Source organism: Bacillus sp. SRB_331, from assembly GCF_003264175.1.
Taxonomy (GTDB): Bacteria; Bacillota; Bacilli; order Bacillales; family Bacillaceae_G; genus Bacillus_A; species Bacillus_A mycoides.
This window is the reverse complement of the sequence record NZ_NADV01000004.1, coordinates 165,442-191,093: the sequence shown is the minus strand read 5'-3', so window position 1 is coordinate 191,093 and position 25,652 is coordinate 165,442. Positions and strand designations below refer to the sequence as shown.

The following is a 25,652-nucleotide window of genomic DNA, read 5'->3' as shown; positions in this document are numbered from 1 at the left end:
TTCTTCATTTAGAAACACTTTTATTTTACTGCGCTTGAACAGAAACACTCTCATCTTGCTCATTTGGTTTAACAAGTGCATAATTTTCCCACGATCTACTTCTCCAGCGGAAGAACATAATAATTGCTCGCGTCCATTCGTCGATAGCAATCGCTAGCCAAATACCAACGAGCCCCATGTCTAAATGGAAGGCGAAAAAGTAACCGAGTGGTAAGCTCATTAACACCATGGAGAATGCGCCGATTAAAACAGGATATTTTGCATCGCCAGCTGCACGAAGTGAATTAATGATGACGATGTTCATCGTCCGTCCTGTTTCAAGTAGTACACTTAGTAAAAGAACGCTTGCCCCTAGAGCGATAATATGAGGATTATCCGTAAATAGTCCCATTAATTGTGTGCGGAATGTAACAACGAGCATGACCATAAATAAAGTTACACCAATCGCCCATTGTACACTTTTCCATACGCGTGTGTAAGCTTCATCCTTTTCATTTCCGCCAACTAGGCGTCCAACGATAATAGCTGTTCCCATACCGATAGCAATGGCGAATAAATAAGTGAACATGGAAATGTTAGTAGCGTATTGTCTTGCAGCTAACGATTCCGTACCTAAGTATGTTGCGTAATATAAGAAGACAATTTGACAAGCTTGATACATGACTTGTTCGAATGCAGATGGAATGCCGATCTTTAAAATTTTGCCAACGTATTCTTTTGATAAAGTGAAGTAATATTGTAATTTCACACGGTATTCCATAACGCGGTACAGTAACCAGAAGAAAACGATAAGTGCGATTAACCGGCTGACAGCGGAAGAAATCGCGGCCCCTTGCACACCAAGTTCAGGGAAACCGAATTTCCCGAAAATAAGTACGTAGTTTCCGGCGATATGAATAATATTCATTCCAAGCGAAACAAACATCGCTTGCTTTGTAAAGCCGTGAACGCGGATAATTGCGGCTAATGAGTTAATAATAGCTTGAAGGAAAATAGCTCCTCCGACGATGGATAGATAGCTTTGTGCATAAGTTAGTACATCGCCTTGTAAATTCATTGCCATCATCATATGTTTTGAAAATAAAAGAAAACCAGCGCTTATAATGAGTCCGACCACTAAATTTAATGTGACGGCTAATGCTGATATTTTTGATGCTTCCATAAAGCGTTTAGAACCGAGGTATTGGGATACAACGATAGCTGCACCATTCCCTATGACTTCTAGTACTAAAATCGCGATATGAAGGTATTGATTCGCTGCACCAACCCCAGATACAGCATCGTCTGATAATGCACTTAACATGAAAGTATCAGCGATCCCCATCAGCATAAAAAGAAAAACTTCTAGAAAAATAGGCCATGTTAATAAGAATAAACTTAATTTCTCTGTTGGCCCGTTTTTTGAGCGAATTGCTGTCATGTCCGTCCCCTCTTTACCGATATCTATTTTTAGCAAAGTGTATCGTAACACACTTTCATATCCTTTGCACTTATTTTAGCCTACATATTTTCAATATGAATAAACCTTCATTTTATGACAAAAAAGGAGGAATAATTATGCGTAAGATATTATGGAATATAAAATTTGTTTTTCTCTGATAATTTAGAAAAGTATAAAAACCTTCATTTTTAACACTTTAGTTCAATAAAAACGCAGTGTGAAGCGTTTACAAATGCACGTGGTGTTAACAGAAAATTTTAATAAAATAGAAATATAAATATACAAAGAATATATTTATGTGTATAATATGAATTATTAGAACATATATATATTTCTTTCTGTTTGAAAATGAAAGGGCTAACATTTTTTTTGGAGGGTGGAAGTATGAAAAAAAAGATACCAGTTTTTGTAGCATCAACAGTAGCAATGAGCATGATTTTAGGGGCATGTGGCTACCAAAAAGATGAACCGCAAGCGAACGCAAAAGGGGATAGCGGGAAAAGCGGTGCGAAGCAAGTTATTAACTTAATTGAAACACAAGAAATTCCAACGATGGACCCAGCGTTATCAGCTGATGCAGTTTCTTCAAAAGTAATGAACAATACGATGGAAGGCCTATACCGCCTTGGGAAAGACGATAAATTAGTTCCAGGTGTAGCGAAGGAATTCCAAAAGTCAGAAGACGGTAAAAAGTATATATTTAAATTACGTGAAGATGCAAAATGGTCAAATGGTGAACCTGTAACGGCGAAAGATTTCGTGTATGCATGGCAAAGAGCAATTAATCCAGATACAGCTGCGAAATCGGCTTACATTATGTACGATATAAAAAATGCTGAGAAAATTAATAAAAAAGAGATGAGTCCAGACCAATTAGGTGTAAAAGCGATTGATGATCATACACTAGAAGTAGAATTAGATAATTCTATTCCATATCTTGTTGATTTAATGGTCTATCCGATCTTCTATCCTGTTAATGAAAAGTATGTGAAAGAGCAAGGGACGAAGTTTGGTTTAGAAGCAAATACAACACTTTATAACGGACCATTTACATTAAGTGATTGGCAACATGAACGTAGCTTCAAAATGACAAAGAGCTCATCATATTGGGACAATAAAGAAGTGAAGCTTGAGGAAGTAAACTTTAATATTGTAAAAGATACGTCTACGCCAATTAATTTATATGAAACAAACGCAGTCGATCGAGCGACGTTATTAGCAGAGTTCATCGATAAATATAAAGGAAAACCAGATTTCAAAACGGTAGAAGATACATCTGTATTCTTCCTTCGCTTAAATCAAAAAGACCCAGCTTTAGCAAATAAAAATATTCGTAAAGCAATTTCTCTTGGTTTTGACCGTAAACCATTCGTTGATACATTATTAAATAACGGTTCTAAGCCAGCGACGGGATTAATTCCTGACAATTTCATTAAAGGACCGGATAAAAAAGATTTCCGTGTTGAAAATGGAGATATTGTAAAACCAAATGTAAAAGAAGCGAAAAAGTATTGGGAAGCTGGTAAAAAAGAGCTTGGTAAAAACGAAATTGAATTAGAGCTATTAAATGAAGACGTTGAATTATCGAAGAAAACTGGTGAATATTTAAAAGGTGAGTTAGAAAAGAATTTACCAGGTTTAACAGTGAAAATTAAACAACAACCATTCGCGCAAAAACTAAAATTAGAAGATGCGGGCGACTTTGTAATGTCATTCTCTGGATGGAGTGCAGACTTCCCAGATCCAGTTACATATCTTGATATGTTCGTAACTGATGGGGCACAAAATAAAATGAAGTATTCTAATCCGAAGTACGATGAGATTATTATGAAAGCGAAGAAAGATGGAAGCGACGTAAATGCTCGTTGGAAAAACTTACTTGAAGCAGAAAAAATGTTACTTGATGACGCTGCGATTGTTCCAGTATATCAACGTGGTAGAGCATATTTACAAAGAGAAACAATTAAAGATATGTACAACCATAAGTATGGTGGCGAAGTAAGCTTCAAATGGGCATCAGTAGGAAAATAACAAAAAAAAGCAGGTAATTACCTGCTTTTTTTAGTACGTACGTTTTTTATAAATGCCTTTTCCGCCAACTTGGTTCCAGCCAGATTGTACATCTAAACTTTTGTTAACAAACTTCATTTTTTCTTTCCCACCAAAGAGTTTTTCACCGATGCTATTTGTAATGACACCAATCAATGCTGTTATTCCGATGATGAGGGTAGCAACAATGATAAAATCAGTAAAAAAAGCGATCATATGCAAATTCCCCCTTTGTCTGTCTGTATTTTTATTGTATGAGATAAATGGTAAAAAAGAAAGAAATGTCAGAAAAATATTCGATTTGCTTTAGAAAGCATATAGACACGAGCGGGGAGATTTGTTAAAATAAGAACAAATGTTCCTTTTTGTTTCTAACCTTTAGAGTCTTACATTTCTCAATTGTTTTGTTGGGAAAAGGTAAGAAAACGCTCTCTTTTTAATGGGGAAGATTATGAAACTGTAATTGTATATCAAGTGAAGATTATTGTAGAAAGTAAGTATCAAAAGGGTTGAAGACCGTTGTTAAAGGACAGTTTTACTGAGTATAATCATGTTGCATAGCAGTGGAGTACACGGAGAAATTTTCTCAACTAGCAGTAAATTCACTGTATATTTCTTGCAAAAACTATTGTATAATGATTATAGAAGTTACTTATTAAAAGTAATTATTGTTGCTTACATGAATTGCGATTTTTTACTTTGCTATAAGACAAGTTATCGCGAAAAATTGCGGAAGTTAGAAATTTAAACTGTAATTAGTACAGAATTTGTACTCTTTAAGGAGAGTGAGCTTTGTATGGTAACATTATATAGTTCTCCAAGCTGTACGTCTTGTAGAAAGGCGAAATTATGGCTAGAGGAAAATCATATTCCTTATACAGAACGTAATATTTTCTCAGATCCATTAACGATTGATGAGATTAAAGAGATTTTACGTATGACAGAAAGCGGAACGGATGAGATTATTTCTACTCGTTCAAAAGTTTTCCAAGAATTGAATGTGAACTTAGAGTCTTTACCACTTCAAGATTTATATAAGATGATTCGTGACTATCCAGGTATTTTACGTCGTCCAATTATGATTGACGAAAAACGCCTTCAAGTAGGCTACAACGAAGATGAAATCCGTCGTTTCTTACCACGTACAGTAAGAACGTTCCAATTACGTGAAGCACAGCGTCTTGTAAATTAATTATAATAATATGAAAACCTTCTACCTATTATAGAGTAGAAGGTTTTTTTTTACTGTTTAACATTACGTAATCGCACTTGTTGAACGATAAAGCCTATGCATAAAATGGTGAAAATGAACAAATAAGGGATACTTGTGGCAAAACTAGGATTATGATGAAAAAACGTTGCAAGTCTGTCTTCATGTGTAATCATTTTTCCTGCTGTATAGGCGAGAACTGCTGCTCCGCAATAAATGAGAAATGGAAAGCGTTCCATGAGTATTAAAATAAGTTTGCTTCCCCAAATGATAATCGGGATAGAAATGAATAAACCGATAATTACGAGTGAAAGTCTTCCGTGAGCTGCTCCGGCAATGGCAATAACATTGTCAAACCCCATAACGAGATCCGCGAATACAATTGTACGCACAGCTTGGAATAAAGTCGTTTTTCCTTTGATAGAAGAAAGATCGTTGTTATTATCAGTGAGTAAATTGACCGCAATTAATGTGAGTAAAATTCCGCCGGTGAGTTGTAAAAATGGGATATCAAGTAAATAGACAGCTAGTATCGTGAGGAGAATTCGTAGCACAATTGCTAACATAGTACCAATCAAAATGGCTTTATTTCGTTTTGCTTCAGGTAAATTTCGGCTAGCTAGTGCGATGACAATTGCGTTATCGCCACCTAGTACAACATCGATACCGACAATCAGTAGTACAGATGTTAAAAACTCTAAGTCCATTCGTCTGCCTCCATTTATGATGTTTTAATAAGCGAAATATATGTATGTGGTGAAGAAAGTTTGTCTAGTTTTGATCCCGCGCTCCCAGGGACAAAATAATCACCTCTAATAGAAGTTTCACTTTATTACAGTGTACGAGGGAATATGGGAATGTATGTCCAAATTTTTTGCGAGCAGTGAATTGGTATAATGGTATATTTATTCCGATTGGTGCGAGCTAATAATCAGTGGAGGATGAAAAAAATACTGATTATTGTTTCACTTTATGTAAAAAGTCGAATACAGATAGGTATATAACTATTTTTGTAAAATAAATCGATTTTATTTCCCTTCTGGAGAATCTTATCATAAAATGAGAGTACAAGAATCTATTGTTTTGTCATATGAGTGGGGAATCCCTTCATAACAATTCTAAGCAGGAAGGGAGCGTTGTATTTTGGATATTGAAAGAATTAATGACCATACGATGAAATTTTTTATTACGTACATTGATATAGAGGACAGAGGGTTTAATCGTGAAGAAATTTGGTATGATCGCGAACGAAGTGAAGAGCTCTTTTGGGAGATGATGGACGAAGCTCGTGATCATGATGATTTCTTTATCGATGGGCCGTTATGGATCCAAGTGCAAGCAGTCGATAAAGGGATTGAAGTACTTGTAACGAAAGCGGAGCTTTCAAAGGATGGACAAAAGCTGGAACTACCAATAGGTGTAGACAAAATTATAGACATTCCTCTAGATGAAGGCATCGAATCATTATTCCAGCAAGAATTAGTGGAAGAGGTAGAAGAACAAGTAGGAACAAACTTTAATGAAGATGGTACGTTTGGCTTTTTAATTAAGTTTAATGATTTTGAAGATGTTATTTCATTAAGTCATCGTCTTATCTTTGAAGATATAAAAGATGAATTACATTCATTTGAGGACCGATATTATGTATATGTGGAATTCGATGAAGTGCTACATGATGAAGAAGAAATTGATCGTATTTTAAGTATTGTTTTAGAATATGGAGAAGAATCTACTTTAACGATTCACCGTGTAAGTGAGTATGGGAAACAGGTTGTGAAAGAGCGTGCGCTTGAGACAATTCGCAACAATTTCCCTCCTAAAATGTAGGCCGATTTCTATAGTATGAAATCGGCTTTTTTTATGAAGAATAGGAAGGCTTTCTTAGTAAGGAGGTAAGAGATGAAAAACACGTTAAAACTACTTTTCTTTTTTCTACTATTGTTCGCATTATTTGTTTCATTACGCATGTTTATTGATGTAGCATTTTATTCGGATGTCATTGGGATAAAGGATGTTTCTATTTTAGGTATTATTAGTATTTTATTTACGGTTTCCGCATTTTTAATTGGATGTGTTATTTTCTTAGAAAACCGCCATCCGTCTAAAACACTTACGTGGTTAATCGTACTAGGTATTTTTCCGGTGTTCGGTTTCTTTGCTTATCTTTTATTTGGACAAAATTTTCGTAGAAAAAGAATGTTCCAAAAGAAGGCATTACTCGATGAACAGGCGTTTTTACAATATAAGGGACACGAAGATTACGAAGAACGGATTTTACGAAATCATAAGCATCAAGAATTGTTATTTCGTTTAGCAGATCGACTAGGTGCTTTAAATATTTCATTTCAAACTGAAACGAGGACATTAACAAATGGAGACGAAACGTTTCAGGCAATTTTAGATGGGTTAAATCGAGCGAAACACCACATTCATATGGAGTATTACATTGTGCGTGATGACAAGCTCGGTACAGAAATTAAAGATATTTTAATAAAAAAATCAAAAGAAGGCGTTGTCGTTCGTTTTTTATACGACGCGGTTGGAAGCTTTAAATTATCAAATTCGTATATTGAAGAATTGAATGATGCAGGAGTAGAAATGATTCCATTTTTCCCTGTGCGCTTTCCAATTTTAAACGATAAAATTAATTATCGAAACCACCGGAAAATCGTTATTATAGATGGAAATGAAGGGTTTGTAGGTGGATTAAATATTGGTGATGAGTATTTAGGGAAGGATAAATATTTCGGTTTTTGGCGAGACACGCATTTATATTTACGCGGTGAAGCAGTGCAAAGTTTACAGCTAATTTTCCTTCAAGACTGGTTTTATATGACTGGTGAGGCGGTATTAGCACCTGAATATTTACAAGCGGAAGCAGTTGAGGGTGATCATTGGGGCGGAGTCCAACTTGTTGGAGGTGGACCGGATAATAAATGGGAAACAATTAAACATTTATATTTTGCAATGATTGCTTCAGCTAGGAAATCGATTTGGATTGCAACACCATACTTTATCCCAGATGATGATATTTTATCTGCATTAAAAGTAGCTGCACTTGCTGGTATTGATGTTCGTTTGTTAATGCCAAGTAAGCCAGATAAGCGGACTGTCTTTTATGCATCAAGATCGTACTTTCCGGAGTTATTAGATGCAGGAGTAAAAATATATGAATATGAAAAAGGTTTTCTTCATAGTAAAGTTGTCATCGTGGATTCTGATCTCGCATCAATTGGGACAGCTAATATGGATATGAGAAGTTTTCATTTAAACTTTGAAGTAAATGCCTTTTTATATGATACAGGTAGCATTCGAAAGCTCGTTCAAGATTTTAAAGACGATTTAGAAGAATCCAGTGAAATTCATGTTGACCGATTTCACAAGAGACGTCTTCATAGGCGGATTGTTGAATCGACGTATCGGTTATTATCACCTTTATTATAGAAAGAGATGTCCTAATTTAGGACATCTCTTTTTTTGAGAGGAATTTGTAGTAAATTGTAGAATACAAGAAGTTGAAAGGGTGTGATGGTGGATGTTTATTGCAAGGAGAGAAAACGGAGAGAAAATTCATCTATTATATAACCGGGATGAAGAACGTTTACGCGAAATGCGTAAACGAGAAAAATTCTTTTGTACAGCTTGCGGAAAAGAAGTGCAAATGAAATTAGGAACACAAAAGAGCTGGCATTTTGCTCATAAGAAAGTGGATTCATGTCTTACCTTTTATGAAGCAGAATCTATGTATCATATGCACGGTAAAGAATTGTTATATAGATGGTTGAAACGTCAAAATTTTCATGTGGATATAGAGCATTACCTTCCAAAAATCCAGCAAAGACCAGATGTTTTCGTAGAGAGAGCAGGTAGGGAAATTGCGATTGAATATCAATGCGCCAATCTCTCCATAGAACAGCTTTCTAAACGAACATACTCGTATTGGCAAGCTGGTATACAGGTCATCTGGATCATTGGTGGAAATCAATTAAAAAAGCAATCTGCATATTGGATGAAATTTTCCTCACTTCTGGCTTTCTCCTTACAATCTTATCCTCAGCCATTTCTTATTTTCTTCTGTCCGAAACAAAAATCGTTTATGAAATGCGCATTTATCACTCCGTTTTCTACAAATGTCTCTTTCTCACATACTATTTATTTACCAACTGATACGACTACTGTTGACATGCTCTTTTCCTCTGTTCCTTTCCAAAAAGAGGTATTAGGACAAGAATGGAAGAGAAAAAAGAACCATTTTCGGCAAAACGCTCTATCTATCTGGAATTATAATCATAAGTCACTACTCCGCCTCTTATATCAATATAAATGTACCCCAGCGAGCTTTCCTTCTGAAATCGGTGTTCCGCTCCCATCCGCGTTTGCTTTTCAAACAAATCCATTTACATGGCAAGCTTTTCTATACATGAAGTGTATAGGTGAGCTTGCGGTAGGGAAGTGTATTTCCCTTCAATATGTGTGTAGTTATGTAAAAAAAAATACGGAAATGCGCTTACTTCCGTACTTTTCACAACATATATGGAAAGTAGCGGTTACTGAATATATGACTTTTTTATGTTTTGTAGGCGTGTTGCATAAAGTAGGGACTTATACGTACCGAAAAATGAGGAATATAGTTATGTTACAGGCGGAGGAGGAAGTTAGGAAATATGATGAGATTTGCCTAACTTATGCGCTATCTCTATTTGAGACAAAGTTCAACATGAGAGAAGAAAAAGGGGATATAATAAAGAATGAACGTGAAGGAATTACATAAGAAAAACAGAATTGTACTTAAGTAGAGATATTTAAAGGAGGGCTTACAGAATGTCTGAACAAAATAAAGCAAAAACATTACCAGATCGCAATGAGATTGAAGAAGCAAGCACATGGCGATTAGAAGATATTTTCCAAACAGATGCAGAATGGGAAAAAGAATTCCAAGCTATTAAAGAGCTATTGCCAAAGTTAACTGAATTTAAAGGGAAGCTTGGCGACTCTGCAGACAATTTGCTTGAGGCATTGCAATATGAAGATGAAATTTCAATGCGATTAGGTAAGCTATATACATATGCACATATGCGTTACGATCAAGATACAACAAACTCTGTGTATCAAGCACTGAATGATCGCGCAACAAATTTATACTCACAAGTATCTAGTAGCACAGCGTATATCGTACCTGAAATTTTATCTATTTCAGAAGATACATTGCAAACATTCTTACAAGAAAATCGAGAACTAAGTGTATATGAGCATGCATTAGAAGAAATTACACGTCAACGCCCGCACGTATTATCTGAGGCAGAGGAAGCGTTATTAGCAGAAGCATCTGAAGTGATGAGTGCATCAAGTAATACATTCGGTATGTTGAATAATGCGGATTTGAAATTCCCATCTATTAAAGGTGAGGATGGAGAAGAGGTAGAAATAACACATGGCCGTTACATTCAGTTTTTAGAAAGTGATGATCGTCGTGTTCGCGAAGATGCATTCAAAGCTGTATTTGAAACGTATGGGAAATTTAAGAACACATTTGCAAGTACGTTAAGCGGGGCAGTGAAACGTAATAATTTCAATGCACGTATTCGTAAATATGACTCTGCTCGCCAAGCAGCATTAAGCAATAATAATATTCCTGAAGCAGTATACGATCAACTCGTTGAAACGGTAAATGACAACTTACATTTATTACACCGTTACATTGATATTCGTAAGCGTGCACTAGGACTTGATGAGCTTCATATGTACGATTTATATACACCACTTGTACAAGAAGTGAAAATGAATGTGAAGTATGAAGAAGCGCAAGACCTGTTATTAAAATCTTTAAACGTACTTGGTGATGAATATGTTGAAATTTTAAAAGAAGCATATGAAAATCGCTGGGTAGATGTGTACGAGAATAAAGGCAAACGAAGCGGAGCATATTCATCTGGTGCATACGGAACAAATCCGTATATTTTAATGAACTGGCATGATAATGTAAATAATTTATATACACTTGCTCATGAGTTTGGTCATTCGGTGCATAGTTATTACACAAGAAAGACACAGCCACACGTATACGGTGATTATTCAATCTTCGTTGCAGAGGTAGCATCAACTTGTAATGAAGCGCTTCTAAATGATTATTTATTAAAAACGACAGAAGATAAAAAAGAGCGTCTATATTTATTAAATCATTATTTAGAAGGATTCCGTGGTACTGTATTCCGTCAAACAATGTTTGCAGAGTTCGAGCATATCATTCATAAAAAAGTACAAGAAGGACATGCGGTTACGCCAGATATGTTAACGGAGATCTACTACGATTTAAATAAGAAATATTTCGGGGATGCTTTAGTAATCGATAAAGAAATCGGTTTAGAATGGTCTCGTATTCCGCACTTCTATTACAACTATTACGTATATCAATACGCAACAGGATTTAGTGCAGCGACTGCGTTATCTAAACAAATTTTAGAAGAAGGGCAACCAGCAGTAGAACGTTACATTAACGAATTCTTAAAAGCGGGAAGCTCCGATTATCCAATTGAAGTGTTGAAAAAAGCAGGAGTTGATATGGCATCTCCTGAACCAGTGAAAGAGGCACTTCAAGTATTTGAAGAGAAATTAAATGAATTAGAAGCGTTATTATTTGAAGAAAAGTAATGAGAAAAGACGAGGAATTTTATCCTCGTCTTTTTTGTTTGAAAATGTTTTTTGTCGATATTTGTCGATAAAATAAGGAGGATTTCCTTACTTTTTCTAAATTAGAAGGCAGTTTTACAGTTGATTTTTGTAATTAAAATCCTTTAAATCGTTTTCTATAGTTGAAATAAGAGACAGCGATGACGATAACTCCGAATAAAAGAGGAAAGGCAATAATTTTAGGGAAAGCTTGTAATAGAGAGAGGATATACAAGAAAAAAGAAACAATAACACATAGAAAGATAAGAAAAATATGAGATTTTTTCATAAGGAAACCTCCTAAATTGCTTTTTTTATAGCTTATTCAAGAATGAAAACGTTTAGAATGTGACAAAAATGTGAAATTCGACAAAAGGGGTTGTCATCTGACGTCGAATCTTGTAATATAATAAGCGTGAACGAATTCACATACAAACATATACCCCTTTGTTTGAACGTGAAAATTTCTCCCATCCCCTTTAATATTTTTATAAGCCGTAAAGAAAAAGACCTGGTGTTTACACCAGGTCTTTTTCTTTTGCTATCCATTTCCAATAACGCTCGCACTTCACTTCAATCATTTGTACTTTTCGTTTTAGTTGTAATTTTTTTAGTTCACGCTCTATTTCTTGCTGAGGGCAGTCATATATAAATGAGATTTCCTTTGAAGAAATAAATTGTGTTGCTTCTAGTAATACTTCTAAAGGAGGTAATGGTTCTGGCTCAATTTCGCATTTTACCAGTTCTTTTAATAGCTGTACGTATACATCATAGGAATAAATCCCTGTGATTTTAATACCTTCCTCATCTGAATTTGCATGAAAAAATAGGAGGGAAGGTATTTCTGTAATATGCATCTCATTTGTGAATTTTAGGTCGCATTGGAAAGCTTTTTTTGCGCTAACTGAGTGTAGGTCTTTTTTAAATTCCTCTACATCAATGCCACTATCTTTAGCACATGTAAGCAATAACTCACAGTCAGGGTTTGATACATTTTCAAGAAAAATGTATTCTTGGAGTTTTCGCAAAAACTTCGAACCTGCTTTTCGGCCTTGCAACTCCGCCGCCTTAATTGCCATCGAAACTAAATACGGTGTTGACGACGCCTCTTGCATATGTACTTTTCCATCACATGAAAAACCTTGTAAACTTGTTGTCTTTTCCCACACAAATCGAATATTAGCAGGTTTATTCCATTTGTGTGAGGAAGCGTTTGCCCCGTCCACTTTTCCTGTTACTATATGACGAATAGAGAAGTATTTCCCATACTCAAGCCATAGTTTAATAATAAATGGCTCGATATCCCAGCAATCTTTACAAAGTGGATCAATAAATAAATATGCTTCTACAGATTTATGCTCGCATGTGGAAGGAGAAGGCATATTTATATGCTTTGCTTCCTGCTTATCCATTACACTTCACCTGTTTCATTTGGAGTATTGACCATATGTTGAGCAGTTAATGCTAAACGTTCAAAAACAAACTCTCTTATATGACCGTGCACTCCTGTATCATCCATTGCTTGCTCCATACATGACAGCCAAGCTTCTGCGCGTTTTGGAGTAATCTCAAACGGAAGATGGCGTGCTCTTAGCATAGGATGCCCATGTTCTTCAGTGTATAAATTAGGACCACCTAAATATTGTGTTAAAAATTGTTTCTGCTTCCTAGCAGTTTCTGTTAAATCATCCGGGAAGATCGGAGATAAGTCAGGGTGTTCACTGACATAGGAATAAAATGTATCCACTAATGTTGCAATGCATTGTTCACCGCCAATTGCTTCAAATGGTGTCATCGGTTGCTTGCTCATCCTTTATAAACTCCTTTTTCCATGAAATGTATATCTATTGTAGCAATGGAATGTTATGAAGAGCAACTAAACAGCCTTCATAACATTCTTTGCTTATTCTATATGTTGCTAATAAATCTTTTGCTTTTCAAAAAGGTGAAATGTAGCCGTAAGTACAGCTCTTCTTCACTGATGGAAATTTTACTTTAGCGCTCTTCGTTTTGTTTGGCAAGGAAAAAGCGTTTTACTTTGTTGTTTGTATGACGAACTGGTACGTTATGTTGCTTTAATAACCTTATAAATGCTGCTTTACCGGTCTTTTCATCTTGCACTTCGTATTCAATTTCATAATCATCGTGATTGTAATAGAAACTATGATCAAAGACAAGCGTTCCGCCTTCAAATAATATTTCAGCTCTTTCTGTTGTTAAACTACCCATATAAGTTAAAGAGGAAACGGGAATTTGTAATTTGTGTAGCTGATCCATTACAGTTCCTTGAATGATTGTGTTTGTTTCCATCATAAGTTGTGCTTCTTTTTCTGTTATAGATTGATGGGTTTCTAATAAACCAATTTCAGCAGGTTGTTTTAATGTTAATGTATAAGTTCCATCTTTATGACGAATACGAAGTGCAGAGCCTGCATCTTTTAAAGAGAAGTGAGGCGTTTCAAAGTAGTGATTTACTTGTTTTGTAAATGCTTCAATAGAAAAAGATTTGCATAATGTTTGGAATTCTTCCTCTGTAACCATATTTTTAAATTCAATTTCAATTTCTTGTGTCATTGTATGCGCTCCTTTTGAAAAATAATTCTTTCCACATTATCGCTTTTTCGCAAATTTGGTTCAATGTTTTATTTGTTTGCGTCCATGTTATGATACAATAATACTGTTAAGTAAGACAGGAAGTTGAGATGGAGGAGTTCGAGTATGCAAAATAAAATTCAAGTTAAGAGCGTAGAAACGAGAGAGAATGCGCTTATTTTTTGTGCGGAAAATACTGAAATAGAGGTAAAGGAGTTAAGTGCGCGTAATCACGTACTTGTAGACTCAGACAATTTATCATTTTTATATATCTTAGAAAATGAATCATCTTTCATTTATGTAAGTATTCCGCATACATGCTGGGAAGCAATGCATGAAGCGATGAATAAAGATACAGCGATGTTTATTCGCGTGAATGATGTTGAAATAGAATTAGAAGGATTAAAAGAAGAAGTAGAATATTTAGTTGAAAATATTGAAGGTAATGCAAATTACGGAGAAGAACTAGTAACTGCTGTAGAAAAAGTGTTTCTATAAGCAAATGGATTGATTTTGGTGGTGGTTGAAATGAATCGTAATTGGGAAGAATTTTTAGCACCGTATCACCAAGCGGTGGCGGAGCTGAAAGTGAAACTAAAAGGAATGCGTACTCAATTTGCAATGTTAACGGAGCATTCTCCAATTGAGTTTGTAACAGGAAGGGTAAAGTCGGTTGCAAGTATTATTGATAAAGCGGAGAAGAGAAATGTACCGCTAGACCGAATTAGAGAAGATATGCAGGACATCGCGGGCCTTCGAATGATGTGTCAATTCGTAGATGAGATTAAGCCTGTTGTAGAATATCTTCGAAAACGAAATGATTTTGACATTGTAGAAGAACGTGATTATGTAACGCAAAAGAAAGATAGCGGCTATCGCTCTTACCACGTTGTCATTAGTTATCCTGTTCAAACGATACAGGGGGAGAAAAAAGTGTTAGTTGAAATTCAAATTCGCACGTTAGCAATGAATTTTTGGGCAACGATTGAGCATTCTTTAAATTACAAATATAGTGGACGTTTTCCTGAAGATATTAAAATACGCTTACAACGTGCAGCGGAAGCGGCGTTTTTATTAGATGAAGAAATGTCTTCCATTCGTCTTGAAATTCAAGAAGCGCAAAAGGTCTTTTCACGAAAGCAGGAAACGAAAGATTCTGAATCATAAACTAAAGGGTGTTGGGCGATGAAATTTACAATTATGTCAAAGGGAGATCAATCATCAGATACACTAGCAAGTACAATGAAAGAATACTTGTTAGATTTTGGGTTTACAATGGATGAAAAGGAACCTGATATTGTAATTTCTGTTGGGGGAGATGGAACGCTTTTATATGCATTCCATCGTTACTATAATCGATTAGATGAAACCGCATTTGTTGGTGTACATACAGGGCATTTAGGTTTCTATGCAGATTGGTTACCGACGGAAGTAGAGAAGTTGGTGATTGCAATCGCTAAAACACCGTTCCAAGTGGTTGAATATCCACTTTTAGAAGTGATTATTCGCTATGTGAATGGTAGTAAAGAGTCACAGTATTTGGCGATGAATGAAGCGACTGTAAAAAGTGCAGAAGGTACATTAGTAACAGAAGTGGAAATACGCGGAGAGTATTTCGAAACGTTTCGCGGAGATGGTCTTTGTATTTCTACTCCTTCAGGAAGTACCGCGTATAATAAGGCGCTTGGCGGAGCAATTATTCACCCTTCTATTGAAGCGATTCAAATTGCAGAAATGGCATCTATCAACAATCGTGTATTTCGTACGGTAGGTTCGCCGCTCGTACTGCCGAAGCATCATACATGCGTTTTAAAGCCGGCTGCAGGAATGAACATGCAAATTACCGTGGATCATTTGACGATGGTTCATCAAGATGTGAAATCAATTCAGTATCGCGTTGCAAACGAGAAAGTACGATTTGTTCGTTTCCGTCCGTTCCCATTCTGGAAACGTGTTCGTGACTCGTTTGTTGCAGATAAATAGAGAGGGTTTATATATTTGAACAGATTTACATTGAAATGGGATATAGGGCTGGCTGAAGAGGGAACTTTAGTTAGAGAATTTTTGAAAACAAAAGGGATTTCGAAAGCTGCTTTAACGGATATAAAGTTCCGCGGGGGAGCAATTGAAGTAAACGGTCAACACACAAGTGTTCGTCACAAGTTACAAGCTGGTGAAGAGTTACAAATCTTTTTTCCAGTGGAGGAAAGAAGTGAAGGGATGGAAGTGGAAGAGATCCCTTTATGTATCGTATATGAAGATGATGCGGTTCTTGTTATAAATAAAGAAGCAAATATGTCGACGATTCCGTCTAGGGAGCACCCGTCAGGAAGTATTGCAAACGCTCTTTTATATCATTATGATAAACAAAATCTTGCAAGTACGGTGCACATTGTGACGAGGTTAGACCGTGATACTTCAGGGCTTATGTTAATTGCGAAAAATAGATTCGTTCACCACCTTTTATCGAAGCAGCATCAACAAAAAGGGGTGAAACGAACGTATGAGGCAATCGTTCATGGGACTATTTTAGAAGAAGTAGGAACGATTGACGCGCCAATCGGACGAAAAGCGGATAGTATTATCGAGCGAACTGTCTGTGAAGATGGTCAAAGAGCTGTTACTCATTTTAGAGTGATGGAGAGTTCTTCCGATAAGACGCATGTAGCGCTTGAGCTCGAGACGGGAAGAACACATCAAATTCGTGTACATATGGCATATATAGGACATCCGCTACTTGGGGATGATCTATACGGTGGCCGAAGAGATGTGATAAAACGTCAAGCGCTGCATAGTACATCTTTGACGTTTTATCATCCTATTTTAGAAAAGGGAATGACTTTTACCGTAAGTATCCCAGAGGATATGCAATACGCTTTACATAACAATTAAAAGGGAACAAAATTCTTATCATAAAAAGAATTTTGTTCCCTTTTTTTAGCGAAATAATATTAAAATTTGATTTTCACCAGTACGTTTTATAACGAAAAAGCCACTTTCAGCTTTCGTGGCAATGCCGTCATCATTTGGACGACAATATCCGTGTGTTTCGCAAGTGCCGTCATCACGTACTAACATTTGTCCAATTAATCCGACAGGAAGCCACTCGGTGCGATTTCGTCTCGATATATATTTGCAAGCTGGATCCCATTCTGTATTTAAAAGTGGCTGTATTTCTTGCGTATCAGTACGTGTATATTGGCGTTTTCCGAAGCTATCTGTTTTATAACGCTTTGCCCAACTTAAAGCACCGCTATTTCCTATGAGAGCGGGGGTAGCGCTAGATATTCCTAATATGAATGAATCATTTGAAGTAGCTTTTCGAATTTTTTCTTCGCTACTAAATGTAATGAAATAGCCGATATCAATAGGGCTATGATCTGCTGCCTCAAACATTTGTGCAAAATCAGTACCACCTGCATTGTAAGAAGCACCATCGATATACATTTCTCCGTTATGGGCAAGCCATTTGGCACCTATATTATAATCAGTGTCATTTGTCCCATTTGCGATAAACCAGGAATAAGCTTCTTCTGCTGTACCAAATTTACCCATAATATGGCTGCCTGCAAAATTAGCTGTTGATGTATGATTTCCTTCCGCATGAGATGAGAATCCGTTAGCGATAGTTGCGGTTCCTTCTGCATGTGCTGCTTCGCCCAAAGCAATTGCATGTTTTCCTTCTGCATGAGAATAAGAGCCGCCTGCTGTCGTTTCACTTCCTTCGCTATGCGAACTATGTCCAGTTGCCTTTGTTTTTGTCCCTTCTGCATGAGAAAAGGGACCCGTTGCATGTGTAAGAAGCCCTTCTGCATGTGAAGCGATTCCATCAGCTTTAGAGTGAAGTCCTTCTTTATATGCGTGACGAGCTCCTTTGTTATTTTCTTTTTTTATAGGTGTAGGTACAGGAGCCTGAATAGGGGCGGATCTTTCTATTTGTACATCGTTGCCCGAGATTAATGCTTCTTTTATTTTTTTTACTTGATTTATAATAGTAGCTGGAATTTCTGGTTGTACTTTTTCCTTTATTGCTGCAGGAATGTTTTCTTCTATATTTTCTTGTATCTTTTCCGAATTAAGCACAGGTTCATCATTATTAGAAGCGAGCTTCTTTTTTTGTTTTGCTTTTATTTTCCTGCTATCTATAATTCGCCTCATAACAGCATTTTCTAAAGAGACATATGTTTCTCTCGGTTTGCTTTTTTTTGATGACTCTTGTTCTTCTATTTCTTCTATAGCTGCAGCTCGAATACTGCACCAGTTGTTAATTCCATACATGGGATGGTATAAAGGGTGGAATTTTCTTTTTTGTTTAGAAGATTTTTTCTTCATTCCGTCACCTCCTGCGACAGTATATGCCGTGCAATTAAAAAAAGATGCACTTTATTGCATCTTTTTTTAATTGCTTTATCTAGTTTTAGTGTGGAATATGTCTAGAAAACACCATGATCCTCTGCAAATCGTGAATTGTATTAAGTAGAGGTATTTATCCCGATTGGTGCGGGCTAATAATCAGTGGGGGATGAACAAAACCCCCACTGATTAAAGTTTCACTTTATGAAATTGGGCGGAACTTTTCAGGGACAAAAGGTAGGGAAGAAGGGACAGAAACGGTCTCCAACTCAGGGTAACGTAGTCCAGTTAGTTTACCACCAAATACAGCACCAGTATCAATATTGACTGTATGATTCACAAAGCGAGGTTCATTGACAGGTGTATGTCCATAAACAATCCATGTTTCACCCTTATACTCTTTCGCCCAATCTTGGCGGACAGGTGAGCCGTCAGGGTGTTTTTCACCTGTAATATCACCATATAATACAAAGGTTTCTACTTTTTTATCTTGTCTTCCTATGTAATCTTGCCGAATACCAGCGTGACAGACGGTTAATTTTTTTTCATCCAGTATGTGATATAGCGGTGATTGTTCGTAAAGAGTAATGAATTTTTCTTTTATTATTTGTTGCTTATTAGAAGGCAATGCTTCATATTCTGCAACAGTTGTTTCGAGCCCATGAGCGATTGTAACATTACGTCCAAGGAAGAAACGATACAGTTTATTACAGTGATTCCCTGGAGCATAATAAGCATTTTTTCTATTTATTACGAGCTCCCATACAATTTCAATCATCCGTAATGAATGAGGACCTCGGTCTGTAATATCACCAACGAATGCAAGCCTTCGTTTTGCGTTATGAATTGGGATACCACTATCCCAGCTATACCCTAGTTTCGTTGTTAAATCTTGAAACTCTTGGAAGCATCCGTGAATATCACCTATAATGTCATATTTCATATTTAAACCTCCAGCTCATTTTTTCATTAGTATATCTAAAATGGACATAGAAAAAAACCATACCGTTTTTCGATATGGTTCATTTAAACATAAAGATTTTAGTTCTTGAGCGTACGTTTAAAATAAATCCAATAGCAACCATATATGTGAGCAGTGAACTCCCGCCGTAGCTCATAAGCGGTAACGTTATTCCTGTAATAGGGAGTAAACCAATTGTCATCCCAATATTTTGGAATACTTGGAACGTAAACATTCCAATTGTACCAGCGCAAATATAACTACCGAAAGGTTCATTGCTTTCTAAAGCGATATGGATCATTCGATAAATGAGTAAGAAAAAAAATGAAATAATAACACTTGCTCCTAAAAAACCGAATTGTTCAGCGATATTTGTAAAAATAAAATCTGTATGTGGCTCTGGAAAATATACTTGTCTATTTTCCCATCCTTTTCCTTGCATCTCTCCTGATCCAGTAGCTAAAAATGCTTGTCTTAATTGATATCCTTGTGCGTCATATTCATAAGGTGCAAGCCAACCATAGAAGCGATTTAATTGATATTCTTTTAGAATGTGCTCTTTAAAGAACTCTGTATGCGTGAAATAAATATATGTTAAGGTAGAGCCTATGGCGAAAATACCGGAGGTTAATCCGAGGATAAAGCGCCAACGTATACCAGAAACTAAAACCATTGTTGCAAGCATCGCTGAAATGACCATTGTGTTTCCTAAATCAGGTTCTTTTGCGATTAGAAGTAGTGGAGGTAAACTAGCTGCAAATATTTTTAAAAGTAAAATGAAATCTTCGCGAGTTGTCCGAAAAAGGTATTTTTCATTATGATTCGCTATAATTCGTCCAACGACGATAATCAAAAATAATTTCATAATTTCAGAAGGCTGAAAGTTTCCGATGCCTGGGAGTCTGTACCACGCGGTAGCCCCTTTAATTGTAACGGCGCCAGGAACTTGAAGTTCTAGGCCAATTAGAAGTATGAGTGCAAAGCTATATAAATACCAAGCAATTTGTTTATAGCGATCGAAATCAATAACCATAATAACACCAATGGCGATAAATCCAATGGCATACCATTGGATTTGTTTTAATACAAAATTTACGTTTTGTAAAAATGGTGGTAAAGAAGCTTGTGCACTTGCGATAGCAAAGCAGCTAACAATCCCAATGGCAAATAAAATGAATATTAATATGTAGTCTATTTGATATTGAGTGTTCGGATCTTTCACTGTATGAATTCCTTTCTACTGCTCTCTATATTAGTGGGTTTTAGTTGGTGCATCACATAGTTTAAAAAGAATGTATGAACTATACGCATTATTCACGTAAAGCTCACACATTTTATTTTCGCAGAATAGACTAATGATGTAGCTCTTTTATAATTATGTCCAAACAATGGGAAAGACGTACATGTGCATCTGGAATGAGGTTTGGTAACTGGCTATAATATTCTAAGGAACCTTTACACCATTTATAAGCGCTAATTAGACCTAGTCTATAATCTGTATTATCTTGTAAAAATCCGTATTCTTTTGAAGTTATAACGAGGTGCGTAAAATCCTCAGATCCTTCAAGGAGCTTGCTGTGTATTTGTTGCCCAGTATGGTAGCGAAATTGGCTTAAAGGTTCGGATATGTATACTGCGTCTCCTTTAGAAAGTAAGGAAATCCATGATGCCATATCGACACTACAAGAATAGTGCCTTCCTTTTAGCGTGCCGAAAGGTTCAGTGAGTAACTGTTTTCTAAACAGAATAGTTGTAGGCTCACCGATAATGTTATGTCCACCTTTTAACATCCAGTCGCCTAAAAATATTCCGTTTAATTGAATGTCTTCGCTATATAATCTTTGTGTTGGATGAGCATCTCCAATTAAATTCCCGTGATCATCAATACGTACTCGATAAGAAGTTATAAGAGCGAGATTTTTATTTGTGTCTTGCTCAAAATAAGCCATCATTTTTTGTATTTTATGATTATAAAACACATCATCGTCCATTAAAAAATTTATATACTCCCCATTAGATTTCTCTAAGAGCATAAGATCGTTATGAAATTGTCCTAAAGTAGTGGTATTTCGAATGTATGTTATGTTTTTATAATTAGGTAAATACTGTTCATTTATTAAGATTTCTGTTTCATCATTTGTACTATCGTCTCCTATAATAATTTCAATGTTTGGATAAGTTTGTGCTAATGCACTTTCTAGAGCAATTTTGAAATAATGTGGTCGATTATAAGTGGGAATAAGGATGGAAACGAGAGGTGACTTTTTTTTATTATTCATACGAAACTACCTTTCAGAAGCTTTTTTTGTAAGAACGATATCTTGATAACTTGTATACTCATTTCTGCCGCACCATAAACCATAATACGGTTTATTAATTACCTCTAAGCCATGTTTATTTAATAAGGTGCGGATATCTTCTTCAGGATAGGCAACTGCGAAATTAGGAATATCTTTATTCACAACATAACAATTTTCAATTTGATGATAAAAACCTAATGTACTTAGCCCAGAATTTAAGTAATAGGATGATTCAGGGTTAATGAGAAAGAAGGTAATAAAACATCTCCCATCTTTTTTTAGAACACGTACAATCTCAGATACGTAATGTTCTAATTCTTTCGGAAGAAGATGGGTAAATACAGAAGTTAAAAAAATAAAATCGAATGAATCGTCTTCATATGGAAATTTGTATTGAGAAGCATCTTCTTTTCCTTCTGGGTTGTAGAATTGATTATATATATCAACGTGTTCAAAATGGAAATTGCTACGGGCAGTTGAAATATTATTTTTGCACCATGTAATGCCATCTTTAAATAAATCAAATCCATAATAAGCTCCATCATCACCTAAGTAATTCATTAATGGAACCGCCATTCGACCGACACCACAACCTACATCTAACACTGTTTCATTGGATTTTAAACTACCAATTTGAATAAAATGCTTTATGAATTCTTTTCCAACCTTTTGAAAGTCGCCACCTACATATTGGACGAGTTCGGGAGGTGGGATTAATGCGATTTTTTTTTCAAGCTCGCTCATAATTTCACTCCTTCCTTGTAGTAAATAGGGAACCAACATTTTTAATATGCAGCTAACATTTTATAGTGGGAGGGGAAACGATATTAGAACTGTTGCGATATGTAAAAAGCTCCCTAGAACAACTGGAAATAGTAATGGGAGCTTTTGTTTTTATTTATCATGCTATTGGCGAAGGCTAATAATTAGTGTGAGATGGAGAAACCCTAACTGAATAAAGTTTCGCCCTATTCTTTTCGCCAATAAACCCCGAATACATCAATTTTAGTAATAGGAGCTTTTAAGTTTCTTTGATTTCTAAAGTCTGTCACGGCCTCTGCACAAGCTGGTAGTCCATAGTCATCAATAATAATATAGCCGCCCTTAGAAACTTTATCGTATAAGTTCACGAGACCATCCATTGTGGATTCGTACATATCACCGTCAAGGCGTGCAATTGCAATTTTTTCTATTGGTGCTGTTGGTAAAGTATCTTTAAACCAGCCTTTTAAAAATTTTACTTGATCATTTAATAAATCATATTTTCTAAAATTCTCTTGTACTTGTTCTAAAGAAACGCGTAAGTAATCGAAAGAGTGTAAATAATCTCCGTAATCTTTCGGATAGTGTTCTAAATTCGGTGTTGGCAAACCTTCAAATGAATCTGCAACCCACACATTACGATCAGTAATGTTATTTGCCTGTAAAAAACCATTCATAAAAATGCACGATCCCCCGCGCCACACACCTGTTTCAATAAAATCACCTTCTATATTTTCACGGACAACTGTTTCTAGTGCTTCATGTAATTGATTCATTCGTTCCCGGCCGATCATACTGTGTGCTGCTCTTGGCCAATCCATCCCATCTTGACGTTCACTTTTTAAAACATCTGGTTTCACAATTTTCAAGTTATGGTTTTCAGCATATTGCTTAATGAATAAAGGAAGTGGTACGGTAACTGGTTCATATGGAAGTTCCTTAGAAATATGTAATGAAGCAGGTAAATATGGCTCATACTCTAGCCATATTTCAAATAAAATTGTTTTCTTTAACAACTCGAGATAAAGCTGAACAGCAAATTTATTTTCCATATTTGTGCCTCCTGCAAAATGTCATACAACAATATGATTATGTATATAGTGAAAGTTTCATGCTTGAATTCATAATTGAAAAAGCAGTAAAACTGATATCAGTTTTACTGCTAAGTAAAAAAATTAAGCGATTTTTTCAATGATAATGGATGCACTTGTACCAAGAGCTAATGATAATCCAATTCCAGTAACAATTGCTTCAACCATTGATGGAGTTATTGTAATTTGTGTAATTGCTTGGATAACGATAGGTGCTCCAAGTGAGATTAAGCTTGTGCCTGCACCTGGTACATTAACTCCATTAACTTGAATTGCAAGGCTACCTAATAAACTTACTGCTGCAGTATATGCGATAACAGTAATTTTATAGAATCCAGTTTCACTTATGATGAAAGTATCAGCGTCTAATTGAGAAATTGCTGTACCAAACTGAGATCCAACCGTGTTAAACGGTACAGGATCATTAATTCCAAGAGCTAAAGAAACTGTAGCAGAGTTAAATGCATACAATCCTGCTGGAAGTCCTAATCCAGATGGCCCGGTCGGCCCAGTAGGTCCAGTAGGTCCAGTAGGTCCAGTAGGTCCAGTAGGTCCAGTCGCACCAGTCGCACCAGTGTCTCCAGTCGGCCCAGTCGGTCCAGTTGCGCCAGTGTCTCCAGTCGGCCCGGTAGGTCCAGTTGCGCCAGTGTCTCCAGTCGGCCCAGTCGGTCCAGTTGCACCAGTGTCTCCAGTCGGCCCAGTCGGTCCAGTTGCGCCAGTGTCTCCAGTCGCGCCAGTTGTACCAGTGTCTCCAGTAGGCCCAGTAGGCCCAGTAGGCCCAGTCGGTCCAGTAGGCCCGGTTGGAAGTGTAAACGGTGGTATTGGTGGTAAAGTTGGACCTACAAGATTAGGATCAAATGCACTAGCTGATAAGAATTCATCAGGATTTAAGCCATCTGAATAATTATTATTTGACATAAATTCACCTCCATAAAGCTTTCATTATATAGTAGATGCAAAATCACAAGAAAATGACACGGACATTTGAATTATTAAAAAGAAATCTTAAATAGCTTGAACAAGTTAAAAAAATGGAAAGTTTATTGTATGTATAACATATGATTGAGTTGGAAGAGGGTGATTATGTTGAACAAGCAAGGAATTACAATTAGTCTATGTATGATTGTTCGCGATGAGGAAAATACAATAGATCGATGTTTGGACGCGGTAGAAAAAATTGTTGATGAAATTATTGTAGTTGATACAGGATCCACTGATCGAACGAAGGAAATTGTAGCAAAATACACTTCTAACATACACGATTTTCCGTGGGTTGATGATTTTGCGGCAGCTAGAAATTTCGCGTTTTCAAAAGCAACGCAAGAATATATATTATGGTTAGATGCTGATGATGTGTTATTAGAGGAAGCTCAAGAATCACTGAAAACATTAAAACGAGAGTTAGATGGTAAAGTTGACGCTGTTTCTATGCCTTATTATCTTGTAATGGATTCTAATGGGAAACCTTTATATTGCACAAGAAGATATCGACTTGTAAAGCGTGAAAAACAATTTCAATGGTTTGGAAAGGTGCATGAGTATTTAGCTGTTTCTGGTGAGATTTACAATAGTAATGTCGCCATTACACATAAGAAAGAAAAAGAAATAACGAATCGTAATTTGAAAATTTTTCAAAATGCTGTAGCAGCTGGAGAAGAATTAAGCCCGAGAGATTTATTTTATTACGGTAATGAATCTATGGATAATCAAAAATACGACGATGCGGTTCTTCTGTATGAAACATTTCTTAATCAAGAGGAAGGATGGCATGAAGAGAAAATTTATGCATGTGGTAAGTTAGGAGATTGCTATGCGAAGTTAGGAGACTGGGAGAAGGCAGTTGAAACTTGTACGAAGTCGTTTCGTTATGGTATTCCTAGAGGAGAGAATTGTACAAGAATAGGATATATATATATGGAACAACAAAAGTATAATGAAGCGATATTTTGGTTTAAGCTAGCAACTGAAGTGCCGCTAGCAGAGGATAGTCCTTTTCACAGTCCGGCTAGTTATACGTGGATTCCATATTTACAAATGTGTATTTGTTATAGCAGATTAGGAGATCAAGATAAAGCTTATTATTATAATGAATTGGCAGCTTCTTATGTTCCGAATAATGCTGCGATTGAATATAACCGTAAATATTTTAGAGGCATCTATGATAAACAATATAAAATGTAATTTGTTCTATTTTTAGGAAATGACTTGTCGCTATTCTAATGATAGT

Annotated in this window: 25 protein-coding genes; 11 read left to right on the top strand and 14 right to left on the bottom strand. The window is 36.1% G+C overall.

The window, feature by feature from the left end:
• Window positions 1-25: 25 nt before the first annotated feature.
• Window positions 26-1,471, bottom strand: coding sequence for an MATE family efflux transporter (locus tag B5P42_RS03310; RefSeq protein ID WP_002166144.1), 1,446 nt, complete (start codon window positions 1,469-1,471; stop codon window positions 26-28).
• Between the two features lie 354 nt (window positions 1,472-1,825).
• Between B5P42_RS03310 and B5P42_RS03305 the strand changes: the two genes are divergently transcribed.
• Window positions 1,826-3,472, top strand: a complete 1,647-nt coding sequence (locus B5P42_RS03305; protein ID WP_113733643.1) for a peptide ABC transporter substrate-binding protein — start codon at window positions 1,826-1,828, stop codon at window positions 3,470-3,472.
• Between the two features lie 30 nt (window positions 3,473-3,502).
• Here the strand turns inward: B5P42_RS03305 and B5P42_RS03300 are convergent, their stop codons facing one another.
• The gene (locus tag B5P42_RS03300; protein ID WP_000559981.1) at window positions 3,503-3,706 is read right to left on the bottom strand and encodes a hypothetical protein; all 204 of its coding nucleotides are present in this window, start codon (window positions 3,704-3,706) and stop codon (window positions 3,503-3,505) included.
• Window positions 3,707-4,286: 580 nt separating this feature from the next.
• Here B5P42_RS03300 and spx point away from each other — a divergent pair.
• Entirely contained in the window at window positions 4,287-4,682 is a 396-nt protein-coding gene (gene spx / locus B5P42_RS03290) for a transcriptional regulator Spx (protein ID WP_002011348.1), read from the top strand.
• 50 nt (window positions 4,683-4,732) lie between these two features.
• On the opposite strand, the gene B5P42_RS03285 is transcribed toward spx, so the two are convergent.
• On the bottom strand, window positions 4,733-5,407 hold the full coding sequence (locus B5P42_RS03285) for a TerC family protein (RefSeq protein WP_002030376.1): 675 nt from the start codon (window positions 5,405-5,407) through the stop codon (window positions 4,733-4,735).
• 436 nt (window positions 5,408-5,843) lie between these two features.
• On the opposite strand from B5P42_RS03285, the gene mecA reads away from it, so the two are divergent.
• The 4 genes from mecA (at window position 5,844) to pepF (ending at window position 11,348) form a co-directional block, all read left to right on the top strand.
• Window positions 5,844-6,527: an adaptor protein MecA gene (gene mecA / locus B5P42_RS03280; protein ID WP_002011351.1), complete on the top strand. Its 684-nt coding sequence runs from the start codon at window positions 5,844-5,846 to the stop codon at window positions 6,525-6,527.
• Between the two features lie 72 nt (window positions 6,528-6,599).
• Window positions 6,600-8,144, top strand: a complete 1,545-nt coding sequence (locus B5P42_RS03275; RefSeq protein WP_002064255.1) for a cardiolipin synthase — start codon at window positions 6,600-6,602, stop codon at window positions 8,142-8,144.
• Window positions 8,145-8,235: 91 nt separating this feature from the next.
• A complete protein-coding gene (locus tag B5P42_RS03270; RefSeq protein ID WP_113733642.1) occupies window positions 8,236-9,471 on the top strand; it encodes a competence protein CoiA in 1,236 nt (411 codons plus the stop codon).
• Between the two features lie 50 nt (window positions 9,472-9,521).
• Window positions 9,522-11,348, top strand: a complete 1,827-nt coding sequence (gene pepF / locus B5P42_RS03265) for an oligoendopeptidase F (protein ID WP_002134970.1) — start codon at window positions 9,522-9,524, stop codon at window positions 11,346-11,348.
• Window positions 11,349-11,481: 133 nt separating this feature from the next.
• Here the strand turns inward: pepF and B5P42_RS31885 are convergent, their stop codons facing one another.
• From B5P42_RS31885 to B5P42_RS03250, 4 genes are all read right to left on the bottom strand, one after another.
• Window positions 11,482-11,655, bottom strand: coding sequence for a hypothetical protein (locus tag B5P42_RS31885; RefSeq protein ID WP_000748141.1), 174 nt, complete (start codon window positions 11,653-11,655; stop codon window positions 11,482-11,484).
• A 229-nt stretch (window positions 11,656-11,884) separates the two neighbouring features.
• Entirely contained in the window at window positions 11,885-12,778 is an 894-nt protein-coding gene (locus B5P42_RS03260) for a ClpXP adapter SpxH family protein (protein ID WP_002011359.1), read from the bottom strand.
• The gene (locus tag B5P42_RS03255) at window positions 12,778-13,176 is read right to left on the bottom strand and encodes a globin domain-containing protein (RefSeq protein ID WP_000043388.1); all 399 of its coding nucleotides are present in this window, start codon (window positions 13,174-13,176) and stop codon (window positions 12,778-12,780) included. The genes B5P42_RS03260 and B5P42_RS03255 overlap by 1 nt, the downstream gene beginning before the upstream one ends.
• 185 nt (window positions 13,177-13,361) lie before the next feature.
• The gene (locus B5P42_RS03250) at window positions 13,362-13,940 is read right to left on the bottom strand and encodes a CYTH domain-containing protein (protein ID WP_060749442.1); all 579 of its coding nucleotides are present in this window, start codon (window positions 13,938-13,940) and stop codon (window positions 13,362-13,364) included.
• Between the two features lie 144 nt (window positions 13,941-14,084).
• On the opposite strand from B5P42_RS03250, the gene B5P42_RS03245 reads away from it, so the two are divergent.
• Genes B5P42_RS03245 through B5P42_RS03230 form a run of 4 tightly spaced genes read left to right on the top strand, consistent with a single transcriptional unit; the run spans window position 14,085 to window position 16,850 of the window.
• On the top strand, window positions 14,085-14,456 hold the full coding sequence (locus tag B5P42_RS03245) for a UPF0738 family protein (RefSeq protein ID WP_002011362.1): 372 nt from the start codon (window positions 14,085-14,087) through the stop codon (window positions 14,454-14,456).
• 30 nt (window positions 14,457-14,486) lie between these two features.
• Window positions 14,487-15,125 carry a GTP diphosphokinase gene (yjbM, locus tag B5P42_RS03240; protein ID WP_002125951.1) on the top strand — a complete coding sequence of 213 codons (639 nt, stop codon included), beginning with the start codon at window positions 14,487-14,489 and terminating at the stop codon, window positions 15,123-15,125.
• Between the two features lie 18 nt (window positions 15,126-15,143).
• Window positions 15,144-15,941 (top strand): NAD kinase, encoded by a 798-nt coding sequence (locus tag B5P42_RS03235; RefSeq protein ID WP_002011365.1) that lies wholly within the window; start codon window positions 15,144-15,146, stop codon window positions 15,939-15,941.
• Between the two features lie 15 nt (window positions 15,942-15,956).
• Window positions 15,957-16,850: an RluA family pseudouridine synthase gene (locus B5P42_RS03230; protein WP_002134973.1), complete on the top strand. Its 894-nt coding sequence runs from the start codon at window positions 15,957-15,959 to the stop codon at window positions 16,848-16,850.
• 45 nt (window positions 16,851-16,895) lie between these two features.
• On the opposite strand, the gene B5P42_RS03225 is transcribed toward B5P42_RS03230, so the two are convergent.
• From B5P42_RS03225 to B5P42_RS03195, 7 genes are all read right to left on the bottom strand, one after another.
• On the bottom strand, window positions 16,896-18,290 hold the full coding sequence (locus tag B5P42_RS03225; protein ID WP_088035093.1) for a peptidase G2 autoproteolytic cleavage domain-containing protein: 1,395 nt from the start codon (window positions 18,288-18,290) through the stop codon (window positions 16,896-16,898).
• Between the two features lie 223 nt (window positions 18,291-18,513).
• On the bottom strand, window positions 18,514-19,254 hold the full coding sequence (prpE, locus tag B5P42_RS03220) for a bis(5'-nucleosyl)-tetraphosphatase PrpE (protein ID WP_113733641.1): 741 nt from the start codon (window positions 19,252-19,254) through the stop codon (window positions 18,514-18,516).
• A 79-nt stretch (window positions 19,255-19,333) separates the two neighbouring features.
• Entirely contained in the window at window positions 19,334-20,494 is a 1,161-nt protein-coding gene (locus B5P42_RS03215; RefSeq protein WP_002030401.1) for an FtsW/RodA/SpoVE family cell cycle protein, read from the bottom strand.
• Between the two features lie 130 nt (window positions 20,495-20,624).
• The gene (locus B5P42_RS03210) at window positions 20,625-21,551 is read right to left on the bottom strand and encodes a glycosyltransferase family 2 protein (RefSeq protein ID WP_002030400.1); all 927 of its coding nucleotides are present in this window, start codon (window positions 21,549-21,551) and stop codon (window positions 20,625-20,627) included.
• 6 nt (window positions 21,552-21,557) lie between these two features.
• A complete protein-coding gene (locus tag B5P42_RS03205) occupies window positions 21,558-22,316 on the bottom strand; it encodes a class I SAM-dependent methyltransferase (RefSeq protein WP_113733640.1) in 759 nt (252 codons plus the stop codon).
• A 224-nt stretch (window positions 22,317-22,540) separates the two neighbouring features.
• Complete coding sequence (locus B5P42_RS03200; protein ID WP_002186420.1) at window positions 22,541-23,386, bottom strand: TylF/MycF family methyltransferase; 846 nt, start codon at window positions 23,384-23,386, stop codon at window positions 22,541-22,543.
• A 123-nt stretch (window positions 23,387-23,509) separates the two neighbouring features.
• Window positions 23,510-24,343: a BclA C-terminal domain-containing protein gene (locus tag B5P42_RS03195; RefSeq protein WP_113733639.1), complete on the bottom strand. Its 834-nt coding sequence runs from the start codon at window positions 24,341-24,343 to the stop codon at window positions 23,510-23,512.
• Between the two features lie 165 nt (window positions 24,344-24,508).
• Here B5P42_RS03195 and B5P42_RS03190 point away from each other — a divergent pair, with 165 nt between their 5' ends.
• Window positions 24,509-25,606, top strand: a complete 1,098-nt coding sequence (locus B5P42_RS03190) for a tetratricopeptide repeat-containing glycosyltransferase family 2 protein (RefSeq protein ID WP_002125963.1) — start codon at window positions 24,509-24,511, stop codon at window positions 25,604-25,606.
• Window positions 25,607-25,652: the final 46 nt, after the last annotated feature.

Excerpts from the sequence above, each read along its gene's own strand:
- B5P42_RS03235 (WP_002011365.1), top strand. The coding sequence starts at position 15,144 with ATGAAATTTACAATTATGTCAAAGGGAGATCAATCATCAGATACACTA.
- B5P42_RS03250 (WP_060749442.1), bottom strand. The coding sequence starts at position 13,940 with ATGACACAAGAAATTGAAATTGAATTTAAAAATATGGTTACAGAGGAA.
- spx (WP_002011348.1), top strand. The coding sequence starts at position 4,287 with ATGGTAACATTATATAGTTCTCCAAGCTGTACGTCTTGTAGAAAGGCG.
- B5P42_RS03300 (WP_000559981.1), bottom strand. The coding sequence starts at position 3,706 with ATGATCGCTTTTTTTACTGATTTTATCATTGTTGCTACCCTCATCATC.
- prpE (WP_113733641.1), bottom strand. The coding sequence starts at position 19,254 with ATGAAATATGACATTATAGGTGATATTCACGGATGCTTCCAAGAGTTT.
- B5P42_RS03270 (WP_113733642.1), top strand. The coding sequence starts at position 8,236 with ATGTTTATTGCAAGGAGAGAAAACGGAGAGAAAATTCATCTATTATAT.
- B5P42_RS03260 (WP_002011359.1), bottom strand. The coding sequence starts at position 12,778 with ATGGATAAGCAGGAAGCAAAGCATATAAATATGCCTTCTCCTTCCACA.
- B5P42_RS03225 (WP_088035093.1), bottom strand. The coding sequence starts at position 18,290 with ATGAAGAAAAAATCTTCTAAACAAAAAAGAAAATTCCACCCTTTATAC.
- B5P42_RS31885 (WP_000748141.1), bottom strand. The coding sequence starts at position 11,655 with ATGAAAAAATCTCATATTTTTCTTATCTTTCTATGTGTTATTGTTTCT.
- B5P42_RS03195 (WP_113733639.1), bottom strand. The coding sequence starts at position 24,343 with ATGTCAAATAATAATTATTCAGATGGCTTAAATCCTGATGAATTCTTA.
- B5P42_RS03285 (WP_002030376.1), bottom strand. The coding sequence starts at position 5,407 with ATGGACTTAGAGTTTTTAACATCTGTACTACTGATTGTCGGTATCGAT.
- pepF (WP_002134970.1), top strand. The coding sequence starts at position 9,522 with ATGTCTGAACAAAATAAAGCAAAAACATTACCAGATCGCAATGAGATT.
- B5P42_RS03245 (WP_002011362.1), top strand. The coding sequence starts at position 14,085 with ATGCAAAATAAAATTCAAGTTAAGAGCGTAGAAACGAGAGAGAATGCG.
- B5P42_RS03210 (WP_002030400.1), bottom strand. The coding sequence starts at position 21,551 with ATGAATAATAAAAAAAAGTCACCTCTCGTTTCCATCCTTATTCCCACT.
- B5P42_RS03255 (WP_000043388.1), bottom strand. The coding sequence starts at position 13,176 with ATGAGCAAGCAACCGATGACACCATTTGAAGCAATTGGCGGTGAACAA.
- B5P42_RS03275 (WP_002064255.1), top strand. The coding sequence starts at position 6,600 with ATGAAAAACACGTTAAAACTACTTTTCTTTTTTCTACTATTGTTCGCA.
- B5P42_RS03190 (WP_002125963.1), top strand. The coding sequence starts at position 24,509 with ATGTTGAACAAGCAAGGAATTACAATTAGTCTATGTATGATTGTTCGC.
- B5P42_RS03305 (WP_113733643.1), top strand. The coding sequence starts at position 1,826 with ATGAAAAAAAAGATACCAGTTTTTGTAGCATCAACAGTAGCAATGAGC.
- B5P42_RS03200 (WP_002186420.1), bottom strand. The coding sequence starts at position 23,386 with ATGGAAAATAAATTTGCTGTTCAGCTTTATCTCGAGTTGTTAAAGAAA.
- yjbM (WP_002125951.1), top strand. The coding sequence starts at position 14,487 with ATGAATCGTAATTGGGAAGAATTTTTAGCACCGTATCACCAAGCGGTG.
- B5P42_RS03205 (WP_113733640.1), bottom strand. The coding sequence starts at position 22,316 with ATGAGCGAGCTTGAAAAAAAAATCGCATTAATCCCACCTCCCGAACTC.